This is a genomic window from Paenibacillus sp. NPDC058367 (genome assembly GCF_042723305.1).
GTDB lineage: Bacteria > Bacillota > Bacilli > Paenibacillales > Paenibacillaceae > Paenibacillus_AQ.
Window position 1 is genome coordinate 47,257 of sequence record NZ_JBHXIZ010000007.1, and the last position, 20,065, is coordinate 67,321.

General features: G+C 46.2%; 14 protein-coding genes and 1 riboswitch. Of the genes, 3 read left to right on the forward strand and 11 right to left on the reverse strand.

All coding sequences use genetic code 11. From position 1 onward, the window contains the following. Positions 1 to 164 precede the first annotated feature (164 nt). Positions 165 to 1,034, reverse strand: coding sequence for a cation diffusion facilitator family transporter (locus ACFWMP_RS27205; RefSeq protein WP_042191865.1), 870 nt, complete (start codon positions 1,032 to 1,034; stop codon positions 165 to 167). A gap of 124 nt (positions 1,035 to 1,158) precedes the next feature. On the opposite strand from ACFWMP_RS27205, the gene ACFWMP_RS27210 reads away from it, so the two are divergent. After that, positions 1,159 to 1,344: a hypothetical protein gene (locus ACFWMP_RS27210; protein WP_042191867.1), complete on the forward strand. Its 186-nt coding sequence runs from the start codon at positions 1,159 to 1,161 to the stop codon at positions 1,342 to 1,344. A gap of 82 nt (positions 1,345 to 1,426) precedes the next feature. Here the strand turns inward: ACFWMP_RS27210 and ACFWMP_RS27215 are convergent, their stop codons facing one another. From ACFWMP_RS27215 to ACFWMP_RS27225, 3 genes are all read right to left on the reverse strand, one after another. Continuing rightward, a complete protein-coding gene (locus tag ACFWMP_RS27215; RefSeq protein WP_379425360.1) occupies positions 1,427 to 2,035 on the reverse strand; it encodes a histidine phosphatase family protein in 609 nt (202 codons plus the stop codon). 115 nt (positions 2,036 to 2,150) lie between these two features. Next, complete coding sequence (locus ACFWMP_RS27220; RefSeq protein ID WP_379425362.1) at positions 2,151 to 3,776, reverse strand: ABC-F family ATP-binding cassette domain-containing protein; 1,626 nt, start codon at positions 3,774 to 3,776, stop codon at positions 2,151 to 2,153. Between the two features lie 156 nt (positions 3,777 to 3,932). Next, positions 3,933 to 4,898 (reverse strand): MBL fold metallo-hydrolase, encoded by a 966-nt coding sequence (locus tag ACFWMP_RS27225; RefSeq protein ID WP_042191870.1) that lies wholly within the window; start codon positions 4,896 to 4,898, stop codon positions 3,933 to 3,935. 243 nt (positions 4,899 to 5,141) lie between these two features. Here ACFWMP_RS27225 and ACFWMP_RS27230 point away from each other — a divergent pair, with 243 nt between their 5' ends. Beyond that, positions 5,142 to 6,278: a virulence factor gene (locus tag ACFWMP_RS27230; RefSeq protein ID WP_076300664.1), complete on the forward strand. Its 1,137-nt coding sequence runs from the start codon at positions 5,142 to 5,144 to the stop codon at positions 6,276 to 6,278. A 103-nt stretch (positions 6,279 to 6,381) separates the two neighbouring features. Then, positions 6,382 to 6,587, forward strand: a riboswitch (Lysine riboswitch). A gap of 201 nt (positions 6,588 to 6,788) precedes the next feature. Beyond that, positions 6,789 to 8,267, forward strand: coding sequence for an amino acid permease (locus ACFWMP_RS27235; protein WP_042131059.1), 1,479 nt, complete (start codon positions 6,789 to 6,791; stop codon positions 8,265 to 8,267). 78 nt (positions 8,268 to 8,345) lie between these two features. Here ACFWMP_RS27235 and ACFWMP_RS27240 read toward each other — a convergent pair whose 3' ends face one another. From ACFWMP_RS27240 to ACFWMP_RS27270, 7 genes are all read right to left on the reverse strand, one after another. Then, positions 8,346 to 9,485 carry a transglutaminase domain-containing protein gene (locus tag ACFWMP_RS27240; protein WP_340972873.1) on the reverse strand — a complete coding sequence of 380 codons (1,140 nt, stop codon included), beginning with the start codon at positions 9,483 to 9,485 and terminating at the stop codon, positions 8,346 to 8,348. 140 nt (positions 9,486 to 9,625) lie between these two features. After that, positions 9,626 to 11,998, reverse strand: a complete 2,373-nt coding sequence (locus ACFWMP_RS27245; RefSeq protein ID WP_379425365.1) for a glycoside hydrolase family 95 protein — start codon at positions 11,996 to 11,998, stop codon at positions 9,626 to 9,628. A gap of 118 nt (positions 11,999 to 12,116) precedes the next feature. Further along, positions 12,117 to 13,874 carry an ABC transporter substrate-binding protein gene (locus ACFWMP_RS27250; protein ID WP_379425366.1) on the reverse strand — a complete coding sequence of 586 codons (1,758 nt, stop codon included), beginning with the start codon at positions 13,872 to 13,874 and terminating at the stop codon, positions 12,117 to 12,119. Positions 13,875 to 14,020: 146 nt separating this feature from the next. After that, positions 14,021 to 14,926 carry a carbohydrate ABC transporter permease gene (locus tag ACFWMP_RS27255; protein WP_042191881.1) on the reverse strand — a complete coding sequence of 302 codons (906 nt, stop codon included), beginning with the start codon at positions 14,924 to 14,926 and terminating at the stop codon, positions 14,021 to 14,023. A 65-nt stretch (positions 14,927 to 14,991) separates the two neighbouring features. Then, positions 14,992 to 15,927, reverse strand: coding sequence for an ABC transporter permease (locus tag ACFWMP_RS27260; protein WP_231573511.1), 936 nt, complete (start codon positions 15,925 to 15,927; stop codon positions 14,992 to 14,994). A gap of 616 nt (positions 15,928 to 16,543) precedes the next feature. Continuing rightward, positions 16,544 to 18,085, reverse strand: coding sequence for a response regulator (locus ACFWMP_RS27265; RefSeq protein ID WP_379425368.1), 1,542 nt, complete (start codon positions 18,083 to 18,085; stop codon positions 16,544 to 16,546). Beyond that, entirely contained in the window at positions 18,082 to 19,869 is a 1,788-nt protein-coding gene (locus ACFWMP_RS27270) for a sensor histidine kinase (RefSeq protein ID WP_076285491.1), read from the reverse strand. The genes ACFWMP_RS27265 and ACFWMP_RS27270 overlap by 4 nt, the downstream gene beginning before the upstream one ends. Positions 19,870 to 20,065 lie beyond the last annotated feature (196 nt).

The following is a 20,065-nucleotide window of genomic DNA, read 5'->3' on the forward strand; positions in this document are numbered from 1 at the left end:
TGTGTACTACATTCCTTTATGCCCTCATTATAGGCTTGCCCGGGATTTGGAACATGCTCCAAATTGCACATATAATCATGCCACTTTATGGTAAAATACAGGACTAAAGTCTTGAATCCTCCTTAAATATGTTTGTTTTTTCCTTAAAATAGAATTTTTCAAATTTAATCTTTAGGTTCCACATGCACCTGTACATTCATAATATTGTGTAGCTTGCTCATTCTCTCTTCAATGGAGTCACTGATCCTATGACCTTCCACCACTGTAATATTCGCGTCTACCTCCACTACAACATCCACGTGTACATGATTCCCATGAACCCGTGCCTTCACATCTTTAATCCCCTCTACTCCCGGTGTTCGAGCAATCGTACTACGTAGATCCATCAATCTATCTTCATCAAAGCCATCCGTAAGCCGGTAGGTCGAGTCACGAAAAATATCCCATGCCGTCTTAGAGATAATCAGTCCGACAACTACTGCCGCCGCAGAATCAATCCATGGCAGTCCGAACTGAGCACCTACAATCCCAACAGCAGCACCTATACTAACCATAGCATCCGAAAAATTATCTTTCGCCGCTGCCATGAGTGCACTACTATTTATCTGCTTAGCCAGCCTTTTGTTGTATATGTATACTCCCATCATTGCTACTGCACACACTAGAGCCACACCAGCAGACCATAGCTGCGGGGTTTCCTTTGCACGATCGAAAAAGGACCGCACCGCCTCCACAATCACTTGAATACCTACTACCGCCATAATAAAAGAAGCCAACAATGCAGCTACCGTCTCTGCCCGAAAATGTCCATAAGCATGGTCAGAGTCAGGTGGCTTCCGCGAAATCTTTAGACCAACCAACACGGCTGCAGATGCTACGATGTCAGTTAAATTATTGACTCCGTCCGCGACCAATGCACTAGAGGCGAATAGATAACCGCTAACCAGCTTGAAAGTCGATAAAATGAGGTAAGCCGCTATGCTAACCCAAGCGCCACGCTCGCCTTTACGTATATCTTCGTAAATATCAACCATTTTGGCTATCTCCTCGTTTTCTGTTTTGTTAGAAAAGAATTCTTTCAATTATTCTTGCCCTTGTAGCAGCATTTAAAAACAATTAGAATAAAGTGAAGGACTTGCTTCAAAGGAGGTTATCATAATGAGCGAAAACAATGAAAAAGGAAAAATCAATTTAGCTGAAGCTATCCGGCAAAAGCTGGAGCAGAAGAAACAACAATCTTCCTCCAAACCTGGATCAACTTTTCAGGCCGGATCCGCTAAACCACTAAAAAGTCAGAATAACAAAAAGCCTAACAACCAACGCCGTCGTACCGGCGGATCCTAGTACTATTTTATAAACATAAAAGGCTGCGCATCCCTCAGGGACAACGCAGCCTTTTATGCGTTCGTCTGCCTTAAAGGATGGGCTAGAACTCATCAAATTCATAACTGATTCTCTTTATTGTACAATTAGCCAACTGAAAACATGCGCTTTGGGAAACCTCAAGTGATAAGGCTTCCTGTCTTGCAAGCCCCGCGTTTACTCCCCGTAGAATTCTACTTGTTAATCCATGTGTAACCGCAATGACCCGCGGAGTGGAGGACAAGCTATCCAGCCAGTCTGTGACACGCTCCTGAACCGCTTCATAGCTCTCTCCATCTGGTGAACGAAAATACCAATCATACATAGTCGTATCTTCAAGACTATTCGGCCAGCCCTGTTCAATTTCCTTGAGCGTTAGCCCTGACCAAGAACCAACGGAAACTTCACTTAACCTAGAATCCGTTTCTATTTCATTGAAATCATAACCTAAGATTTCACACAAAATTTGTGTGCTTTGCAGCGCTCTCCCAAGTGGACTTGAAATCACCTTCCATTCGGAGGGATGCTCCACCGAATAACGAAGCAGCCTACCCATTTGTCTGACTTGATCCATTCCATGCTCAGTCAGAGGTGAATCCAATTGGCCTTGGTAACGACCTTGCGTATTAAACTTGGTCTCCCCATGCCTCATAATAAAAATAGTTCTGTCCACATGCTTCACCTACCGTTACCTTTTCAAAATCGAAATTATAAAGACAGCTACCCTAATCCTATCAGGATTAGAGTAGCTGCTTAACGGGTTCCTTCCGCATAACGGAAAGTAAATATTATACTTCTACAGGATACATGCGTTGGCGCATTTCCTTAATTTCAGGATTCTCTAAATACTCATCGTAAGTCATCGTGCGATCAATTACACCTGTAGGTGTGATCTCGATGATACGGTTAGCAATCGTTTGGATGAACTGATGGTCATGGGAAGTAAAGAGAATAGTCCCGTCGAAATCGATCAGTCCGTTATTCAGTGCCGTAATGGATTCCAGATCCAAGTGATTGGTAGGTTCATCGAATACAAGCACGTTCGCACCGTTCAGCATCATCTTCGCCAACATACAGCGAACCTTCTCGCCCCCGGACAATACACTCGCTTTCTTCAGTGCTTCTTCTCCGGCGAACAGCATCCGTCCAAGGAATCCACGCAGGAACGTCTCATCCTGATCTTTAGAATACTGACGCAGCCATTCTACGAGATTCAAGTCCACGCCATCGAAATAGCTGGAGTTATCTTTCGGGAAATAAGCTTGAGTTGTAGTGACGCCCCACGCATATTCACCCGCATCCGCTTCCTGCTCACCCATGATCACATCAAATAGAAATGATTTAGGCTGGGAGTAAGGACCCACGAAAGCAATCTTATCACCTTTGTTAACTACAAAGCTGATTTCATCAAGAACCTTCTCACCTTCAACCGATTTGGTCAATCCGCTGATCGTCAGAAGCTGCTTACCTGCTTCACGTTCAGGTTTGAAGTTGAGGAACGGATATTTACGGTTAGATGGACGAATGTCATCCAACGTAATTTTCTCGAGTTGTTTCTTACGAGAAGTCGCCTGTTTAGACTTGGAAGCATTGGCCGAGAAACGCTGAATAAAGGCTTGCAGTTCCTTGATCTTGTCTTCCTTCTTCTTGTTCGAATCACGCTGTAAAGCTTGAGCAAGCTGACTGGACTCGTACCAGAAGTCGTAGTTACCAACGTACATCTGGATTTTGCCAAAATCAATATCCGCAATATGCGTACATACTTTGTTCAGGAAGTGACGGTCATGGGATACGACGATAACAGTACCTTCATAATCCATGAGGAAGTTCTCTAACCAGCCAATCGATTCTAGATCCAAGTGGTTGGTAGGCTCATCGAGCAGGAGGTTGTTTGGACGGCCAAACAAGGCTTGTGCCAAGAGTACCCGTACCTTCTCATTGCCGCTCAGTTCGGCCATTTTCTTATCATGCAGTTCACGCATAATGCCCAGACCGATCAGCATAGCCGCCGCATCCGGCTCTGCATCCCAGCCATTAAGTTCGGCAAATTCGCCTTCAAGCTCACCGGCACGCAGACCATCTGCTTCCGTGAAATCAGACTTCGCATAAAGCGCGTCCTTTTCTTTCATGATTTCATAAAGACGAGTGTGACCCATAATTACTGTTTCAAGTACTGGGAATTCATCGTACTCGAAATGATTCTGCTTCAGAACTGCAAGGCGTTCACCTGGTGTTATATGAACATCACCCGTGTTCGCTTCAATCTCCCCAGACAGAATTTTCAGAAAGGTTGATTTACCAGCACCATTGGCACCAATCAAACCATAGCAGTTACCAGGGGTGAATTTTATGTTTACATCTTCGAAGAGAGCGCGTTTTCCGTAGCGGAGTGTTACGCCGCTTGTGCTAATCATTACGCATTACCATCCTTTTCACTTTAGGGTTTCGGCTCATTATAGCATAAAATCAGTGCAAAAATCCCGTGAAATAGGCATTTAAGCTGATCTCACTCCTACAAAACTTATTCCAACTGTTTTACGGCGACAACTTTTAAGGAGGAATTTTTTCAATTATTCCCCAGATGTGCGATTCTCCTTTTGTACGACCAGTGTTTCTCCATAACCGAGTGTACGAATTCTTTCCTCCGAAATCGCATGTTTAACTCGGGCGTTCTCCATGCGATCCAGTGCTTCCCGGGCGGTATCATCCGCAAGTCTGAAGGTACCGTAATGCATCGGAATCATGGTCTCCGCCCCTACATCTAGGAAAGCTTGAATGGCTTCCTCAGGATTTACATGCTGAGAGGTCATGAACCATTCCGGTTCATAAGCCCCAATCGGCATAAGCGCGATATCGATCTTATAACGACTTCCGATCTCCTTAAAGCCTGGAAAATAACCGCTGTCCCCAGCGAAATAAAGATTCGGAGAAGACTTCTGATTTCCGGAATCAGCGGGCTCCAAGATGTACCCACCCCAATGAGAAGTATTCGTATCCCATGGTGTTCTCCGCGTCCAGTGCTGAGTAGGCACAAAACTAAGCTTGATCTTACCTAGCTTAATCTCCTGCCACCATTCCATTTCCACACAGTTGCGGAACCCTTTTCGAAGCATTTTTCGCTTCAGACCAACAGGAACTACAAGCGTTGTCCCTGCCCGATATAATTTGCGGATAGAGGCGATATGCAAATGGTCATAATGAGAGTGCGAAATCAGAATCAGGTCAATCGGTGGCACTTCGCTAAGTGGAATCCCAGGTTGTCCTAGTCTTTTCTCAAAGCCCAGCCTTCTCGCCCAGATGGGATCTGTAATGATATTCATCCCTTCATATTGAAGGAAAAATGTTGAATGCCCAATCCACGTAATGGTAGACTCCAATCGATTCTCAGACAGATAAGATAATCTGGGCGGCGTATTCGGTACAACATATGAATAGTCCTTCTTCTTGCGACGACGCTCCTCACGCCACTGGCGAAATTCCTTTAATGATTTATCGGTACTTACATTATCGACGTTATGGTAACGAGTTTTAGGCATACAACACCTCTTCTACAGAAGTTTACCGAGCAATCCTAGCTTTAGCGAATATACTACAACTATATTGAACAGCAGCGTATTTTGCAAAATATACAAATAGCATGATAAAGGTTCGCCCTTTTATTCATCACAATTGCAGACTTTAGCGAAATAATAGAAGAGTTCTTTTGGTTTCACACCAGAAATGAGATAATATGTGTATAAAGTATGGCGGTGCATATACCGTTCAAGGGGGAGCTACGTATGAAGATTACTTTTATTGAACCGACTCCAAGTCCAAATACGATGAAGCTACATTTGGACGAAAGTTTAGAACCCGGAATTCGCAGAACCTATACTCCAGAAAGTGAGCGTTCCGCACCTGCTTGGGCACGTGAAATGTTAACGATACCGGGCGTTATTAGCATTTATCATGCTGCTGACTTCGCAGCACTTGAGCGCAAAGGCAATGCCGATTGGGCAGCCATTCTAAGAGAAGTTCAAAGCCGCTTCGCTAACAGCGAAGGTGTAACTGGAGATTGGAGCCTAGCTGACGAGAATGCCGGTGCTCATTTTGGGGAAGCGCAAGTCTTCGTCCAATTGTTCCGCGGAATTCCGATGCAAATCCGCGTCAAAACGGGCGCGAATGAAGAGCGCATATCCTTAGCTAACCGCTTTACTAAAGCGGTTATGGATGTGGCTAGCGCCGTGATGATCAAAGAGCGCAAGCTCACCGATTACGGCGTGCGTTATGGCGAGCCCGCGGACATTGCGCGCGAGGTCGAGCAAGAGATCGAGGCAGCGTATCCGCAGGAACGCCTCGACTCCCTCGTGCAGCAAGCCATTGCGCACGGAGCCGAAGGTGAGTTCGTCGAGCAGAGACGAACTCGCACACAGGATGAGCTGCTGCGAGACCTGAAGCATGAGGATTGGCGCGTGCGCTACGCCGCGCTAGAGGATCTTACGCCGACGGCGGAGCTCCTGCCGGAGCTTAAGGCGGCGCTACACGATTCCAAGCTGCATATTCGCAGGCTTGCGGTTGTGTATCTAGGCGACCTTCGTACGCCTGAGGCGATGGAGCTGCTCTATGAGGCGATGGCTGACAGCGCCCCAGCCGTAAGACGTACGGCTGGCGATACGCTGTCCGACATCGGCGATCCTGCCGCCACGCCAGTGATGACGGCGGCGCTAACAGATAAGAGCAAGCTTGTCCGCTGGCGCGCAGCTCGTTTTCTCTACGAAGTTGGTACATCCGAAGCTCAAGATGCGCTCACACTTGCAGCGGATGATCCAGAGTTCGAGGTTGGCCTTCAGGCCAAGATGGCTTTGGAGCGTATCGCCTCAGGTGAAGCCGCAGCAGGCACCGTATGGCAACAGATGTCAGAACGCCGTCGTAATTAACATGGAAGTACCTGATTTTGTCATTGCTTTGAGAAGTAAACTTGCTTTATACTAATTCCTGATGTTTATAAATGAATGAAGTAAAGATAGCCTCGTCATACTAAGATGAGGTAGAGGTCGCGGATATAAAGAGTACGCGTGTGGAGACGTTAGAGCCGTCTATGAATCACGCCGAAAGGAATATCCGCCGAAGCTTGCGCTGTAGCTCTTACAGCGGTGCAGGCTGGGGCCGTTGCCGAAAGGCACGGAACTGTCACATTGTACAGCCTGCGTAAGTAGCAGACTGCAGTGTGTTGCGCTATCTTCACAGGGAGTATGATGCGGAGCTGTATAGATGGAAGCCGCAGACATAGTTTGCGGCTTCTTTGCGTTTACAGAATTTGTATGTTTCGTACAGTCATCCATAACCTTCTGGAAATCACGAAGTATACCTCCCGCCTTGCGGGAGTCAGCAGCTCAGCACTCCCCGTTCATGAACAGTAAGATTAGATCATAAGGAGTGTCATATTCATGCAGGGCAATCAGCAAAACCCAGCGCAAGGCAACATAAATCAGCCTGCGCTAAAAAAATCGTTCAAAGCAAGACATTTGACCATGATCGCACTTGGCGGATCTATTGGTACGGGTCTGTTTCTAGCCAGTGGCGGCGCGATCGCTTCAGCAGGACCTGGTGGAGCGCTTCTAGCTTACACGGCAGTGGGTGTAATGGTTTATTTTCTCATGACTAGTCTTGGGGAGCTCGCCACCTATTTACCGGACTCCGGGTCCTTCAGTACCTACGGCACTCGTTTCGTCAGCCCCGCCTTTGGCTTCGCCATCGGCTGGAACTTCTGGTATAACTGGGCGGTTACGATTGCAGCAGAGCTATCAGCGGCTACCGTCATCATTAAATATTGGTTCCCGGACAGCCCTTCCTTTCTCTGGAGTCTGGTGTTCCTACTGCTGATGTTCGGCCTAAACTTCCTATCTGCTCGTGGCTACGGGGAATCAGAATATTGGTTTGCCATTATCAAAATCATTACCGTTATCGCCTTCCTCGTTGTCGGTGTCCTCATGATATTCGGCATTATGGGTGGAGAAGCCGTAGGCTTCAGTAACTTCCAAATCGGGGGCAGCTCCTTCCACGGTGGCTTCTTCGCCTTCGTCGGGGTCTTTATGGCAGCCGGATTCTCCTTCCAGGGTACCGAGCTAATCGGCGTTGCTGCTGGTGAGAGCGAGAACCCACGCCGCAACGTCCCAATTGCGATCCGCCAAGTATTCTGGCGTATATTAATCTTTTATATCCTTGCTATATTTGTAATCGGAATGTTGATTCCTTATACGAATCCAGATCTTCTGCGTGGAGGCATCGATGACATCGGAGTCAGTCCGTTTACGATCGTGTTCAATAAAGCCGGGCTTGCAATTGCTGCATCCGTAATGAATGCCGTCATTCTCAGCTCTGTACTGTCGGCAGGGAACTCAGGAATGTATGCTTCCACCCGTGTCCTGTATGCAATGGCTAAGGATGGCATGGCTCCGCGCGCACTGGGTAAGCTCAATCGCCGTGGTGTCCCTGTTGGCGCTTTGCTAGTAACTACGGCTGTCGGAATGCTCGCCTTTCTCGCTTCATTCTTTGGTGACGGTGCCGTATATAACTGGCTACTGAACGCCTCTGGTATGTGCGGATTTATTAACTGGTTGGGTATTGCGGTCTGCCATTACCGTTTCAGACGTGCTTTTATAGCACAAGGGCATTCGCTAGATGAACTACCTTACCGAGCTAGATGGTTCCCATTCGGACCTATCTTTGCCTTAGGACTTTGTATTGTAGCTATCCTCGGTCAGAATATGGGCGCCTTCTCAGGTGGAAATATCGACTGGTATGGTATCGCCGTTTCCTATATTAGCTTGCCGCTGTTTGTCTTGATCTGGGTCGGCTATCGCTGGTTCCGGAAGAGCAATATTATTCCTTTGGATAAATGCGACCTAAGTACTCACCCAGAATAAATAGACCCGGTAAAAAAACAAAAAAAAGGACGTCCCGTAGCCATTTAGGCTTATGGGATGTCCTTTTTGGTTATCCTTCTATTCCCAAGTCACAAACACTTTGAGATCGCCTGTATTGTCAAAAGCAGAACTGGAGTAAGATACATCCTCTAGTCCAAGCTTATATAGCTCCTGCAGGTCATTCTTAAGCTTGGTCCCACTCCCTTGATAACGGAATAATATAGACACCTCACCGGAGGCAATTGCCTTATTCGCTAGCCGAGTCAGATCTCCTACCGAACGTACAATTAGCTCCTCGGCATATAGCTCATAATTGAGATCCTTCTGAAGCTGTTTATAGACAGCCGCATTCTGTCCTCCACGCTCCACAAGCGCAGACAAGGTCTTATGATAGCCTACAGAAGCTGCCGGATAAGACTTCGTCCAGCTATGGTCCTGACGCATCTGCGCATCCGTTCTCAAGTAGTATGCTGTGCTAACCACACCTGCCTTATCAGGGGTCGGGTCATCCCAAGTCGTGTCGAGATGATACCACCTTCCATCTAACAACACAAGATTCCAGGCATGCAACTGGCTACGTCCTCCAGGCTGTTTGGCTGTACCCTCAACGATTTTATTCGTGAATCCAGCCTCCTTTAACAGCTTATAGGTCAACAGCGAATACCCTTGGCAAACGGCGCTGCCACTCTTTAATCCTTCATAAGCCGTATATTTACGATACGAAGTGTCATACTTCAGATGAAGCACAACCCAATCGTGGATAGCCTTCACCTTCTGATGATTGTTCATGCCCGGCGTTATGATCTTCTTCAGCGCAGCCTTCACTTCTTTGTTTACAAAAGCCGTCTGCTCCAGCGTCTCCAAATATTTCACTTCCACCGTAACTTTTACAGTGCTTGCGCTTCCTCGATAAGTATATCCGTAGCTGTCTATAATGTAATACAAATAAGGGTCACTAGCCATCGCTTGATCCAGAGCCGCTTGTATTTTCGTTTTCAAATTTGAAGCTTTGCTCTCATAAGTAAAAGTAATGGTCTCCCTGCGGTTGTTCATTGCACCCGTTAGCTTCTGCGCTACTTCATTTACAGAACGAAGGGTGGGTGAACTCGAAGCCGCATAAGCATGACCCCAGCCCCAATAAATCATCGGTGGAATAGCAGCGAATATAATCACTCCTCCCAGAATGATCTTTACTAATGTGAAGCGTTTTTTCCACATATATATTCCGTTCCTCCGGCTCCTATAGACTTGTAATGAACCCTACCATTTAATAGATAATGAGCGTTTAGGCAAAAAAAGACTGCTCCCTGTAGAATAATTCTACTCTGAGAACAGCCTATATGCTAGAACGATGTGTTTTATTCGCTTTGCGGTGTAATGATATAGGTCTCTCCTATAACGGTTTCAAATTCCATCTCTATCCCTATTCGTGAACCATCGGGACTTTGAATGAGCAAAGGCTGGTGACTGTAAATTCTGCATATTTGTCCATGCGTCGAGGTCAGTTCCGCCTTCGTTAAGCGTCCCTCACGCCATTCTATATTTGTGATAAAGCCGCCTCGGGCTATCAAGCCTTTCACACTGCCTTCAGACCACTCTTCCGGAAGAGCGGGTAATAATTCAAGCCCTTCCTGATGACTCTGCAAGAGCATCTCAGCAACTCCGGCCGTAGTTCCGAAGTTACCGTCAATCTGAAATGGAGGGTGATTACCGAATAAATTCGGCAGACTTGAATCTTGCAAAATACGACGTAAACAGCTATACGCACTCTCTCCATCCTTCAAACGCGCATATAGATTAAGTAGCCAGGCTGCACTCCAGCCCGTGTGTCCGCCCCCGCCTTCCAAGCGCTTCTTAAGCGATAACGCTGCCGCCTCTGCTAGCTCTGGTGTGGAGGAAGGACTAATTACATTCCCGGGATATAAATCATACAAATGAGAGACATGGCGGTGCCCAGGCTCTTGTTCAGCAAAATCCTCATTCCATTCACGAATACGTCCGTCCGGTGCAATCCCAGGATGAGCGAGTCGTTCCTGTTTCTGGCGTAGCTCCTGCCTCAGCTGGGCATCGGTATTCAAAATCTCAGCAGCCTGAATGCAATGCTTGAACAGCTCAGCGATCAGCAATAAATCCATAGCTGAGCCAGCTGAAACACTGCATGGCATGCCATCAGCAGTCAAGAATACATTCTCCGGTGAGGTAGACAGACCCGTTGTCCATCTTCCATCAGGCAGCTCTACCAGCCAATCCAGACAAAATAACGCAGCTCCCTTTAACAAAGGATAAGCTGTGTTGCGCAAATATTCCTCATCTGGACGGAAAGCGTAACGCTCCCACAAATGGCGAGAGAGCCAAACTCCTCCCATTGGCCAAAATGCCCACATCGCCTTGCCGTCTGTCGGAGACGTCATACGCCACAAATCTGTATTATGATGCACCGTCCAGCCACGTGCGCCATAATGAATATTTGCTGTACGGCTGCCAGCCACACTAAGCTCCGTAATAAAATCGATTAGAGGTTCATGGCATTCACCCAACCCGCATAACTCGGCTGGCCAATAATTCATTTCAGTGTTTATATTAGTCGTATAATTGCTGTTCCATGGCGGTTGGAGATAGGGATTCCAGATCCCTTGCAAATTCAGAGCTTGCGTCCCCGGCCGTGAGCCAGCAATCATCAGGTAGCGGCCATACTGGAACAGCAGCGCTTCTAGCGCAGAATCTGCCTGCCCCTCCTGGTACCGTGCTAGTCGCTCATCCGTGGGAAGCTCTATCCGGGAGGACGAAGGTGCAAGCGTCAACTCCACGCGGCGGAACAAGGACTGATGATCCTCTAGATGGCGCTGCTTCAGCTCTGCATATCCATTAGAGGACAAAGCCAATTGCTCTAGGCACAACTCCGAAGGCAGCTTACCGCCGCTTCCTGGCATCCGGTCATACCCGACAAAATCGGTTGCGGCAGCTAGGCGGATCGTAATGGAGCGCGCACCTGAAACCGACAACATGCCGTTCTCAGCATTACATTTGCCGCCATCTGTACGGATCTCCATTGCAGCTGCAAAACTTATGCCAAGCCCCTCTTCGTATAATACGGCACGCGGATGATCTCCTACATAATTATCAGCCACATGCGATGGAGCACGACCGGTCATCATCAGCGCGCCATCCGGAGTGATCTCTAGTCGGAAAGGATGCGGCGAAGTCAGAGCCACTGAGAAATCCGGCAAAATACCCAGCCCCTCTTTCCCCTCTGCACGGATATGAATGACTATAAGTTCATCTGGTCTGCTGGCCAAAACTTCGCGCACAATCCTTACATCCCCAGCAGTATATGATACCGTAGCAAGCGCTTGATCCAAATCAAGCCCCCTCTGATAATCCTCTACAGAACCACCAAGATTAAACTTCATTCGCAAGACTCCGAGCGGTTGATAGGATTCAGTCCGTCTGCCTAACATTTTGGAATCTACCAGTGCTTCCGCTTCCTTGTATTTCCCCTCTGCCACTAATTGTTTGGCCGGAGTCAAATGGCGCAGCGCCTCATAATTAGCTGTATCCCGCGGAAATCCCGACCATAAGGTGTCTTCATTTAGTTGAATTAGTTCTTCTTCCGTTCCGCCAAAGATCATACCGCCCAAACGGCCGTTACCCACGGGCAGTGCTTCTTCCCATTCAGCCGCCGGCTGCTTATACCAGAGATCATGCACCCCAGTGTTCTTACTTTCTCCCACGTATATTCCTCCTATCCTATAATTACAGATGAAAAGAAATTGGCGGGAAGCCCGGACTTTCGTTCGGACTTCCCGCCATCTTCATGCTTTTATTTTATTAGCCGTGTTCCAGGAATAATTACTCATTCCAAAGTTTCACGCGTTGTTTAACCAGCTCTTCACGTAAATCTTCAGCTTTCGTCACACCAGCTTTATCCAGTTCAGCCATGTAAGCATCCCAAACTTTGTCGAAATCAGCTGGCTTGGACAAGATGGCTTCAGGAATCCGTTTCCAACTGATATCCTTCAGCTTGTTGTCGAGAACGACAATTTCGCTATCCCCAGGAATCGTGATGTTCCATGCCGCGCCCCAAGGTTTAACTTTGAATTCATCTTCATTTGGGAAGAGGTCTTTCCAAGTTGTTGCTTTATAAGCAGCAAGTGTTTCTTTTTCAACCGCATTGTAGCCTACTGTTACTTGCTCAGGGAAACGAGTGGTATAGTAGTTTCCAGTTGGATCCAATACGCCGTCACCATAGTGAGCGCTAAGCAGAGCGTAGTTTGATCCGACATTGCCAAGTCCTGTTTCTTTTTGGAAATTGGTAGTGTCATTATATTTACGGTTGTTCACATCTTCAGGAATGACGCGTTTGCCGTCAACTACGTTGTAATGCTTGCCTTCGATACCCCAGTTAACCAATACTTGACCTTCATCGGAAGCTAAGTAGTCCAAGAATTTAATTGCACGTACCGGATCTTTAGCATCTACACTGATCCCAATGCCGTTACCACCCATAAAGCCTGTAGGCCAGAAGGAAGTTTCTTTGTACTCTTCAGATAGGGTTACTGGATAGTGTCCGTATCCTTGATCCAGCTTACCTTCAGCTTTCAATGCTCTTTCTCCATCGCCATAACCCCAGTCTTGGTCGATCAAACCAATAACACGGCCGGTAGCGATTTTAGCTTTGTACTGATCATACTTTTGAACGAAGCTTTCCGGGTCAAGCAATCCGATATCGTTCATATGGTTGAGCCAGCGGAAATATTCTTTCTCAGCAGGACGACGGAAGTGATAAGTTACTTCTTGTGTGTCGATATCAATTGCATATTCTCCATCATCAGGAGAGCCTGTAGTAGTGAATGCTGGGTTAGTTACTGTAATGTACATGTACCAATCATCTGCATTTAGGGTCAGACCGATGTTTTTGTTACCATTTTCATCGGTTGGATGTTTTTCCAGGTAAGCCTTGATTACGTTCTCATAATCTTGGACAGTTTTAATTGCAGGATATCCCGCTTCTTTAACAGCACGGTGTTGTAGTTCAAATCCGCCGCCAGCATCAAAGTATTTGTTATCCACACCTGCATACGTAGGGATAGCATAGATCGCGTGGTCATCGTCACTATAGCGTGAGCGTTTCATGCCTTCTTCGCCTAATACTTTTTTGATGTTCGGAGCATATTTTTCAATCAGATCTGTCAGATCAAGCATTGCGCCTGCATCCACCAGCTTGCTTACGTCGGTCTTGGCACTGATCAGATCCGGATAATCACCGCTCGCTGCGATTAGCGCTACTTTCTGAGCAGGGTCACCAACCGCGTATTCAGCATTCAAGGTAACTCCTGTTTTTTCCGTAATCACTTTACCTACTTCATCTTGCATGCCTGTCCAGTTCGGGTTAGGGTCAGCACTGAAGAAAGTCATCGTGAGCGGAGAAGTATCCTCAACCGCATTGGCTGAATTAGCCGAGTTACCCTTATTTGTTGCATTTCCAGCTGCATCTCCAGCTGCATTATTGCCGTTGTTTCCACCACAACCTGCGAGCATGCCGAGCATCATAATAGAAGTGAGTGTAAGTGCAGTTGCTTTAGCTTTTATTTTTCTATTATTCCCCATTACATAAACCCTCCTTAAAATTGTTTATCTATCGTATCACAGATAAATCCTGTTAATACTTATCCCAAAACTTCCCACAAGAAAAGAAAACGGATACAAAACACTCTTAAAGCTTAGGGGAGACTATGCTCCCCTGTTAGCTGTAATTAGCTCTTCACAGCGCCAAGTGTCATACCTTGAACAAAATACTTCTGAATGAACGGATACACCAACAAAATTGGCACGGTTACGACAATCGTAATCGCCATCTTGATAGACTCTGGCGAGACCTGATTCGAAGCTAGAGAAGCAATGTTGGAGCGATAATCGCCACCATTACCACTCGTTGTACTCTGCAGAACCTTCATCAGTTCATATTGGAGTGTTGTCAGATGAGGGCTTGAACCATTATACAAATACGTATCAAACCATGCATTCCATTGACCTACTGCTAGGAACAGCGCGATTGTTGCTAGCGCCGGCTTCATCAGCGGCAGGATGACACGCCAGTAGATGGTAAAGTCATTCGCTCCATCCAGCTTCGCCGATTCTTGCAGTGCATACGGCAGGCCGTCAATGAAGGAGCGGATGACGAAGACATTAAAGGCACTAACCAGTCCAGGTAATACATAGACTGCAAAGCTGTTCATCATATGGAGATCCTTAATCAGCATGTATATTGGAATCATTCCTCCAGAGATATACATGGTCATCGCCAAGAATGTGGAGACGAACTTGCGGCCTGCAAAGTCAGGACGGCTGATCGTAAATGCTAGCATCGAGGCACTGATCAGACCGAACAAAGTACCGACGACTGTCCGCAAAGCGGATATTTTAAACCCGGTGATCAGCCCTGCGAAACTGAAGATTTTCAAGTAATTGTCCCAGGTAAATTCCCGAGGATAGATGGTGATACCGCCGCGCACACTATCCACTGAATCATTCAGCGAGATCGCAAGCACGTTCAGAAACGGATAGATCGTGATTACAACCACGAACAGTATTACAAAGTATACAATGAAGTCAAAGATCCGGTCTGACCACGACTTTCCGGTGATAGCTGTGTTTCCCACTGTAACGCTCTCCTTTCATGAAAAGGGCAATATTGCAGCCACGATTGGTAGAAGGGCCTTCTGTGTTACAGAAGGCTCTCTTTAGTTGTACGCTTGAAGATTCCATTAATCGTAAACAGCAGGATTACACTGATCACTGAGTTGAATATATTGATCGCGGTACCGTAGGAATATCTCGCCATGCCTAGTCCGTATTTCAGAGAGTACAGATCCAGCACCTGAGAGTAGTCGGTAACGAGGTTATTTCCAAGCAAGAATTGTTTCTCAAAGCCGATATTCAGCAAATTACCAATCGACATAATGAGTAGCACTGTAATGGTCGGCCGGATACCAGGAAGAGTAATATGCCATACCTGGCGGAGCCTGCTGGCACCGTCCACTCGAGCCGCTTCGTACAGTTCAGGTCCAATACCCGAGATGGCTGCAAGGTAGATGATCGCATTCCATCCGGTTTCTTTCCACACATCTGATAAAGTAACGATTCCCCAGAAGAGATGGCCCTGAGCCATGAACTGGATAGGTGAGTCTATAAATCCAATTGTTAACAAGAGATCGTTTACAAGACCATTTTCGCTAGATAACATTTTAGTTACAATTCCCGCTGCAACCACCCATGATACAAAGTGAGGCAAATACGAGACGGTCTGAGCAAAACGTTTAAAAAATCCAAGACGCAATTCATTGAGCAATATTGCAAACGTTATCGGAAAGATAAAGCCTGCGACCAAGCCCATTCCGCTCATCGCCAGCGTGTTACGCAGCGCCAGAAGGAATTGCGAGTCACTGAACAATGTCTTAAAGTGTTCAAAACCTACCCATTCTTGTTCAAAAAAGCCACGTGCGGGCTTGTACTTTTGAAAAGCCATCGTCCAGCCCCATAATGGGAGATAACTGAAGACGAATGCCCAGATTACAAAAGGTATCGACATCAGCCACAAATACTTTTGATTCTTAAAGCTTCTCCAAAACCGTCCTCCTGAAGCAGGCTTTTTGTTGCGCATTCGGGTGTCCGGCGGGATTTGAGCAGTTACTGTGTCCGCTTTCATAAAGCCCCTCCTCTCTATGCCTTAATTCTAAAACTTTGTAAGCGATTGCAGTACCCTATAAATTCGACTTAAAATCAGGTGAAAATTAGAGATTTTTGTCCGGGGTGAATTCTCATTTCGCTCCTCGACACAGGGGGGCTAATGCTGCTGGCGTTTGCATTATTCTTTTGATACGGTTCATAAAACTATCTGCTGGATATTAGTCGCTACGCGGAATATTTGGACTTCCGATCGCTGTTATCCTCAGATTTCCTGATTTGAACCGCTTCTCGCGGTAGAAATCCGAGGATAAAGGCGAACGCTCCGCTTCTACAGTTCCAAAAATTCCTCTTCGCTCCTTTACCAGCAGATTTTATTGAACCGAAAATCAAAAGAAACTGCATTAACCCTTCACCCGCATAAGCTTAAGCAGGTGTCTATTTAACTACATTAATACTTCACCACGTACAATTGGTGGGAGTAGGGAAAACAAAAAAAAGACCCGCGGACTGAGGTTCAGAAACTTACCTGAACCTCAGCCGCGGGTAAACATCAGGAGCCATTGAAAATGGTACATTGAGAATATAAATCCTTAAATACTTTTTCGATAAGAAGTTGGTGAGATTCCTACATATTTACGGAACTTAGCGTTGAAATAATCAGGGTTCATATACCCTACCTTCTCAGCCACCTCGTATACTTTCATCCCTTGCGTCAGAAATTCCTTAGCCTTCTCAATCCGGACTTTATCAACGTACGTATTGAAGTATTCTCCTGTGGTGTTCTTGAACATTTTACCGAGGTAAGCGCTGTTGTAGCAGAATAACTCGGATAAGGTCTCCAGCTTTAGGTTCTCATTGTAGCGACGGTTGATTATTTCTGTAATCTTCTTAATTTCATTTCCACGCCCACTGGTCATCTGGCCCGCAATTTCTTCGAGAAATGAGACAGCCTGGTCCTGCAAATCAGACAAATAATAACTTTGATAAAGTTCCCCTATTGGAGGGGAATGCTCTGCTGCATAGGTGCGAATTTCTGGATACATAGGCTCCAGACGGGCCAGGACAGTACTAAGGAGTCTCACAAAGTTCTCTTTAATTCGCAATTCGTCGCTGCCCGCAGATACAAGTTCAGCACAGATAGTCAGCACTATTGGTCGAATCGCGCTCAGACTTCCGGTTTCTACTGCAAGCAGCAGACGACTCTCCGTCTCCTGATCCTCTTCAGTCTTCTCCTTCATCTCCATCAGAAATCCTGAAGGATCTGTACTGATGATGATCCCCTTCTTGAAGAAGAAGGAACGTCTTAACAGTTCACGTGCTGAATTAAACGATTCTCCCACCATTTCAGGTCGAGGTACTACTCCCCCCGCTACTGCAATGAAGTCGTAACCTTTTGGTTCTATCACTGCAGATAATCCCTTATATAATTCTTCCCGCTTGCTCGCGCTCTGGTCCGGATCCTTCATGAGAATGCCCAAATACTGTGACAATGTAAAGAATGATGCATTAGGATGATTACTAAAATGCTGTTCCATTACTGTTTTGATTCCCCGGAGATCCTCATCATTTGCACCAGCTGTTTTTCTTAACTCAATGAGAATGACTTCATAATTTCCCTGATCGAGTCCTAGCGCATCCACATGTCTGCTAAGGTCCTCCTCCAGTTCTTCCTCTGAGGTTGGCTGTAGAAGCGCTCGGAGTAAAGTTTCCCTATTACGAGCGGGCTCCTCCTCATTCCAGTCACTGAACCGTTGCTCCTGCTCAATCGTTTCATGTAGCTGTTCCAGACATACGATCATCTCATCCTCATCCACTGGCTTCAGCAAATAGCCGTCGATCCGATATCCAATCGCCCGCTTAGCATATTCAAAATCAGCATGTCCACTCAAAATGAGTACATGACTTTCTGAGCCTTCTTTACGAAGCTCACTAATCATTTCCAGACCATCCATTCCAGGCATACGAATATCAGCAACGATCAGCTCCGGGTAGAAGGTATGATACTTTTCAAGTGCTTGCAAGCCATTAGCTGCTGTAGCTACCACCGTATAACCGAGCTTCTCCCAAGGGATCAGACTTCGAAGTCCTTCCCGTAGCTTCGGCTCATCATCGACAATCATCACTTTTATCATAGATTGTTGTCCTCCATTGGTATGCAGAAGAAAATAACCGTTCCTACATTAGGTCTACTTTCAATCGTTAGCCCATATTCTGCGCCGTAGGATAGTTTTAGCCGGTCATGTACATTACGAAGTCCAATTCGCTCACCTTCACGCTCTTCCTTACGCTCAAGCGTGTTCAGTAATTCCTCCAGCTGAATTGGAGATATTCCTACTCCGTTATCTGTAATCGTAAATTTAGCATGATCCCCAACTTGTACAACTTCCACCGTCACAAATGCACCTTCCATCTTATTATCCAGTCCGTGGATTACTGCGTTCTCAACGAGTGGCTGAATAAGAAGCGGGGGCATGTAAAGAGATTCAACGGCAGGGTCTACAGTAAATTGATATTTCAACCTCTCCTCATAACGGAATTGCTGAATATCCAAGTAACAACGTACCACTTCTAATTCCTGACTAAGCAAAATTTTACTTCGGCCTACCTCCAGGTTACTGCGCATCATTTTACCTAGAAGACGTACCACACGGGCAATTTCCACTTGCCCCTTCATGTGAGCTTCCATCCGAATCGCTTCTAGTGCATTGAATAAGAAATGCGGGTTAATCTGGCTGGCCAGCATTTTGAATCGTATATCATTTTGTTTCTGTTCCAGCAGACTATTCTGAGCATTGGATTCCTGTACCTCATACATCAAATCATTAATGCTGCGTACCATGGAATTGAATTGACGAGCTAACAGGGCGATTTCATCCTTGCCATCAATCTTTAATGTCGTATCAAAATCCCCAGTACTGACTCGGTTAATATGTCTGCTTAAATGCAGCAATCGTCGTGAAAACAAAGAGGAGAAGCTATATATAATTAAAAAGGCCAATAGAACACTTATCGCAACCACAGTAATCGAAAGCTTAATCACTTGATTGGGTTCTTTAACTATACTTTCAATCGAAAAAACAGATATAATTCGTAGTGCATTTCGGCTGGCTTGTGGTTTAAGCTCCTCGATCACAATTTTGGAAGCTTCACCATCTACTACTGCTTCATAGCTTCCACTTCCCTGCCCCAAGAGCTTCGTGTCAAAAGAAACATCCACCAGCTTTTTACCTGTCCGATCTTTCCGGTTCGCTGCAATGATATTGTCTTGATCATCGACGATCATGGTATCAAAAGATTCCTGGCTTAGAATGGATGCAAGCTGCTGACTGTTCACATTAATAACGAGTACACCGATCTTACTGGAGCCCTCCAGCTCGATTTTGCGGACAAGACTTAAATAATTCCGCTTATCACGCTCATCTTCGATATATTCCCAACCGACAAGACTATCGTACCGCTGTGCTCTCTGATACCACTGGCTCTCCTTAATCTCAGGTGAAGGATTGATCAGCTCCCAGTTGTTAAGCAGCGTAGCGTTGTCAGTGTATAAGCGAATGTTGGATATATCTTTATACAACCTTAGATACTCACGCATATCCGAGTAATCGCGGTAAGCTTCCACCACATCATAAGTGCTAACATACTGACGTATGGCAAGTCTCTTCAACCGTGCATCATTGCTCAAGCGATATGCGATATCCTGAGATACACCGATGACTTCTTCTGTTCTTTTCTTTACCCGATCTACGTTGATTGAAGCTTGTTCCAGTGCGCTCTGAAACGCCATGGTCCTCATCTCAAACGTAAGATAACCGCCTACCAGTAATACCGGAAGTAACGTAGTGAGTAAAAAAGCAAGCAACAGCTTATTGCGGATTTTGATGTCATTCAACAGCTTAACAATCCATTGGAACATGGCCTTCCGCCCCCCGAAACCTTCACTATCTCATGCAGAGTTTAACGCTGCCCTGGAGATACCCCATACTTTACAGAAGAAAAATAGGAACGGCAACAACTACGAATACAGCCTATCCTCAGATCAATAAACGAGATGGTCATAAAAAGGTCCTTCGCCATATGCGAAAGACCTTTTTTATCAGACATATCAAGCA

Excerpts from the sequence above, each read along its gene's own strand:
- ACFWMP_RS27270 (WP_076285491.1), bottom strand. The coding sequence starts at position 19,869 with ATGTTCCAATGGATTGTTAAGCTGTTGAATGACATCAAAATCCGCAAT.
- ACFWMP_RS27205 (WP_042191865.1), bottom strand. The coding sequence starts at position 1,034 with ATGGTTGATATTTACGAAGATATACGTAAAGGCGAGCGTGGCGCTTGG.
- ACFWMP_RS27260 (WP_231573511.1), bottom strand. The coding sequence starts at position 15,927 with ATGCGCAACAAAAAGCCTGCTTCAGGAGGACGGTTTTGGAGAAGCTTT.
- ACFWMP_RS27220 (WP_379425362.1), bottom strand. The coding sequence starts at position 3,776 with ATGATTAGCACAAGCGGCGTAACACTCCGCTACGGAAAACGCGCTCTC.
- ACFWMP_RS27265 (WP_379425368.1), bottom strand. The coding sequence starts at position 18,085 with ATGATAAAAGTGATGATTGTCGATGATGAGCCGAAGCTACGGGAAGGA.
- ACFWMP_RS27230 (WP_076300664.1), top strand. The coding sequence starts at position 5,142 with ATGAAGATTACTTTTATTGAACCGACTCCAAGTCCAAATACGATGAAG.
- ACFWMP_RS27210 (WP_042191867.1), top strand. The coding sequence starts at position 1,159 with ATGAGCGAAAACAATGAAAAAGGAAAAATCAATTTAGCTGAAGCTATC.
- ACFWMP_RS27225 (WP_042191870.1), bottom strand. The coding sequence starts at position 4,898 with ATGCCTAAAACTCGTTACCATAACGTCGATAATGTAAGTACCGATAAA.
- ACFWMP_RS27250 (WP_379425366.1), bottom strand. The coding sequence starts at position 13,874 with ATGGGGAATAATAGAAAAATAAAAGCTAAAGCAACTGCACTTACACTC.
- ACFWMP_RS27240 (WP_340972873.1), bottom strand. The coding sequence starts at position 9,485 with ATGTGGAAAAAACGCTTCACATTAGTAAAGATCATTCTGGGAGGAGTG.
- ACFWMP_RS27235 (WP_042131059.1), top strand. The coding sequence starts at position 6,789 with ATGCAGGGCAATCAGCAAAACCCAGCGCAAGGCAACATAAATCAGCCT.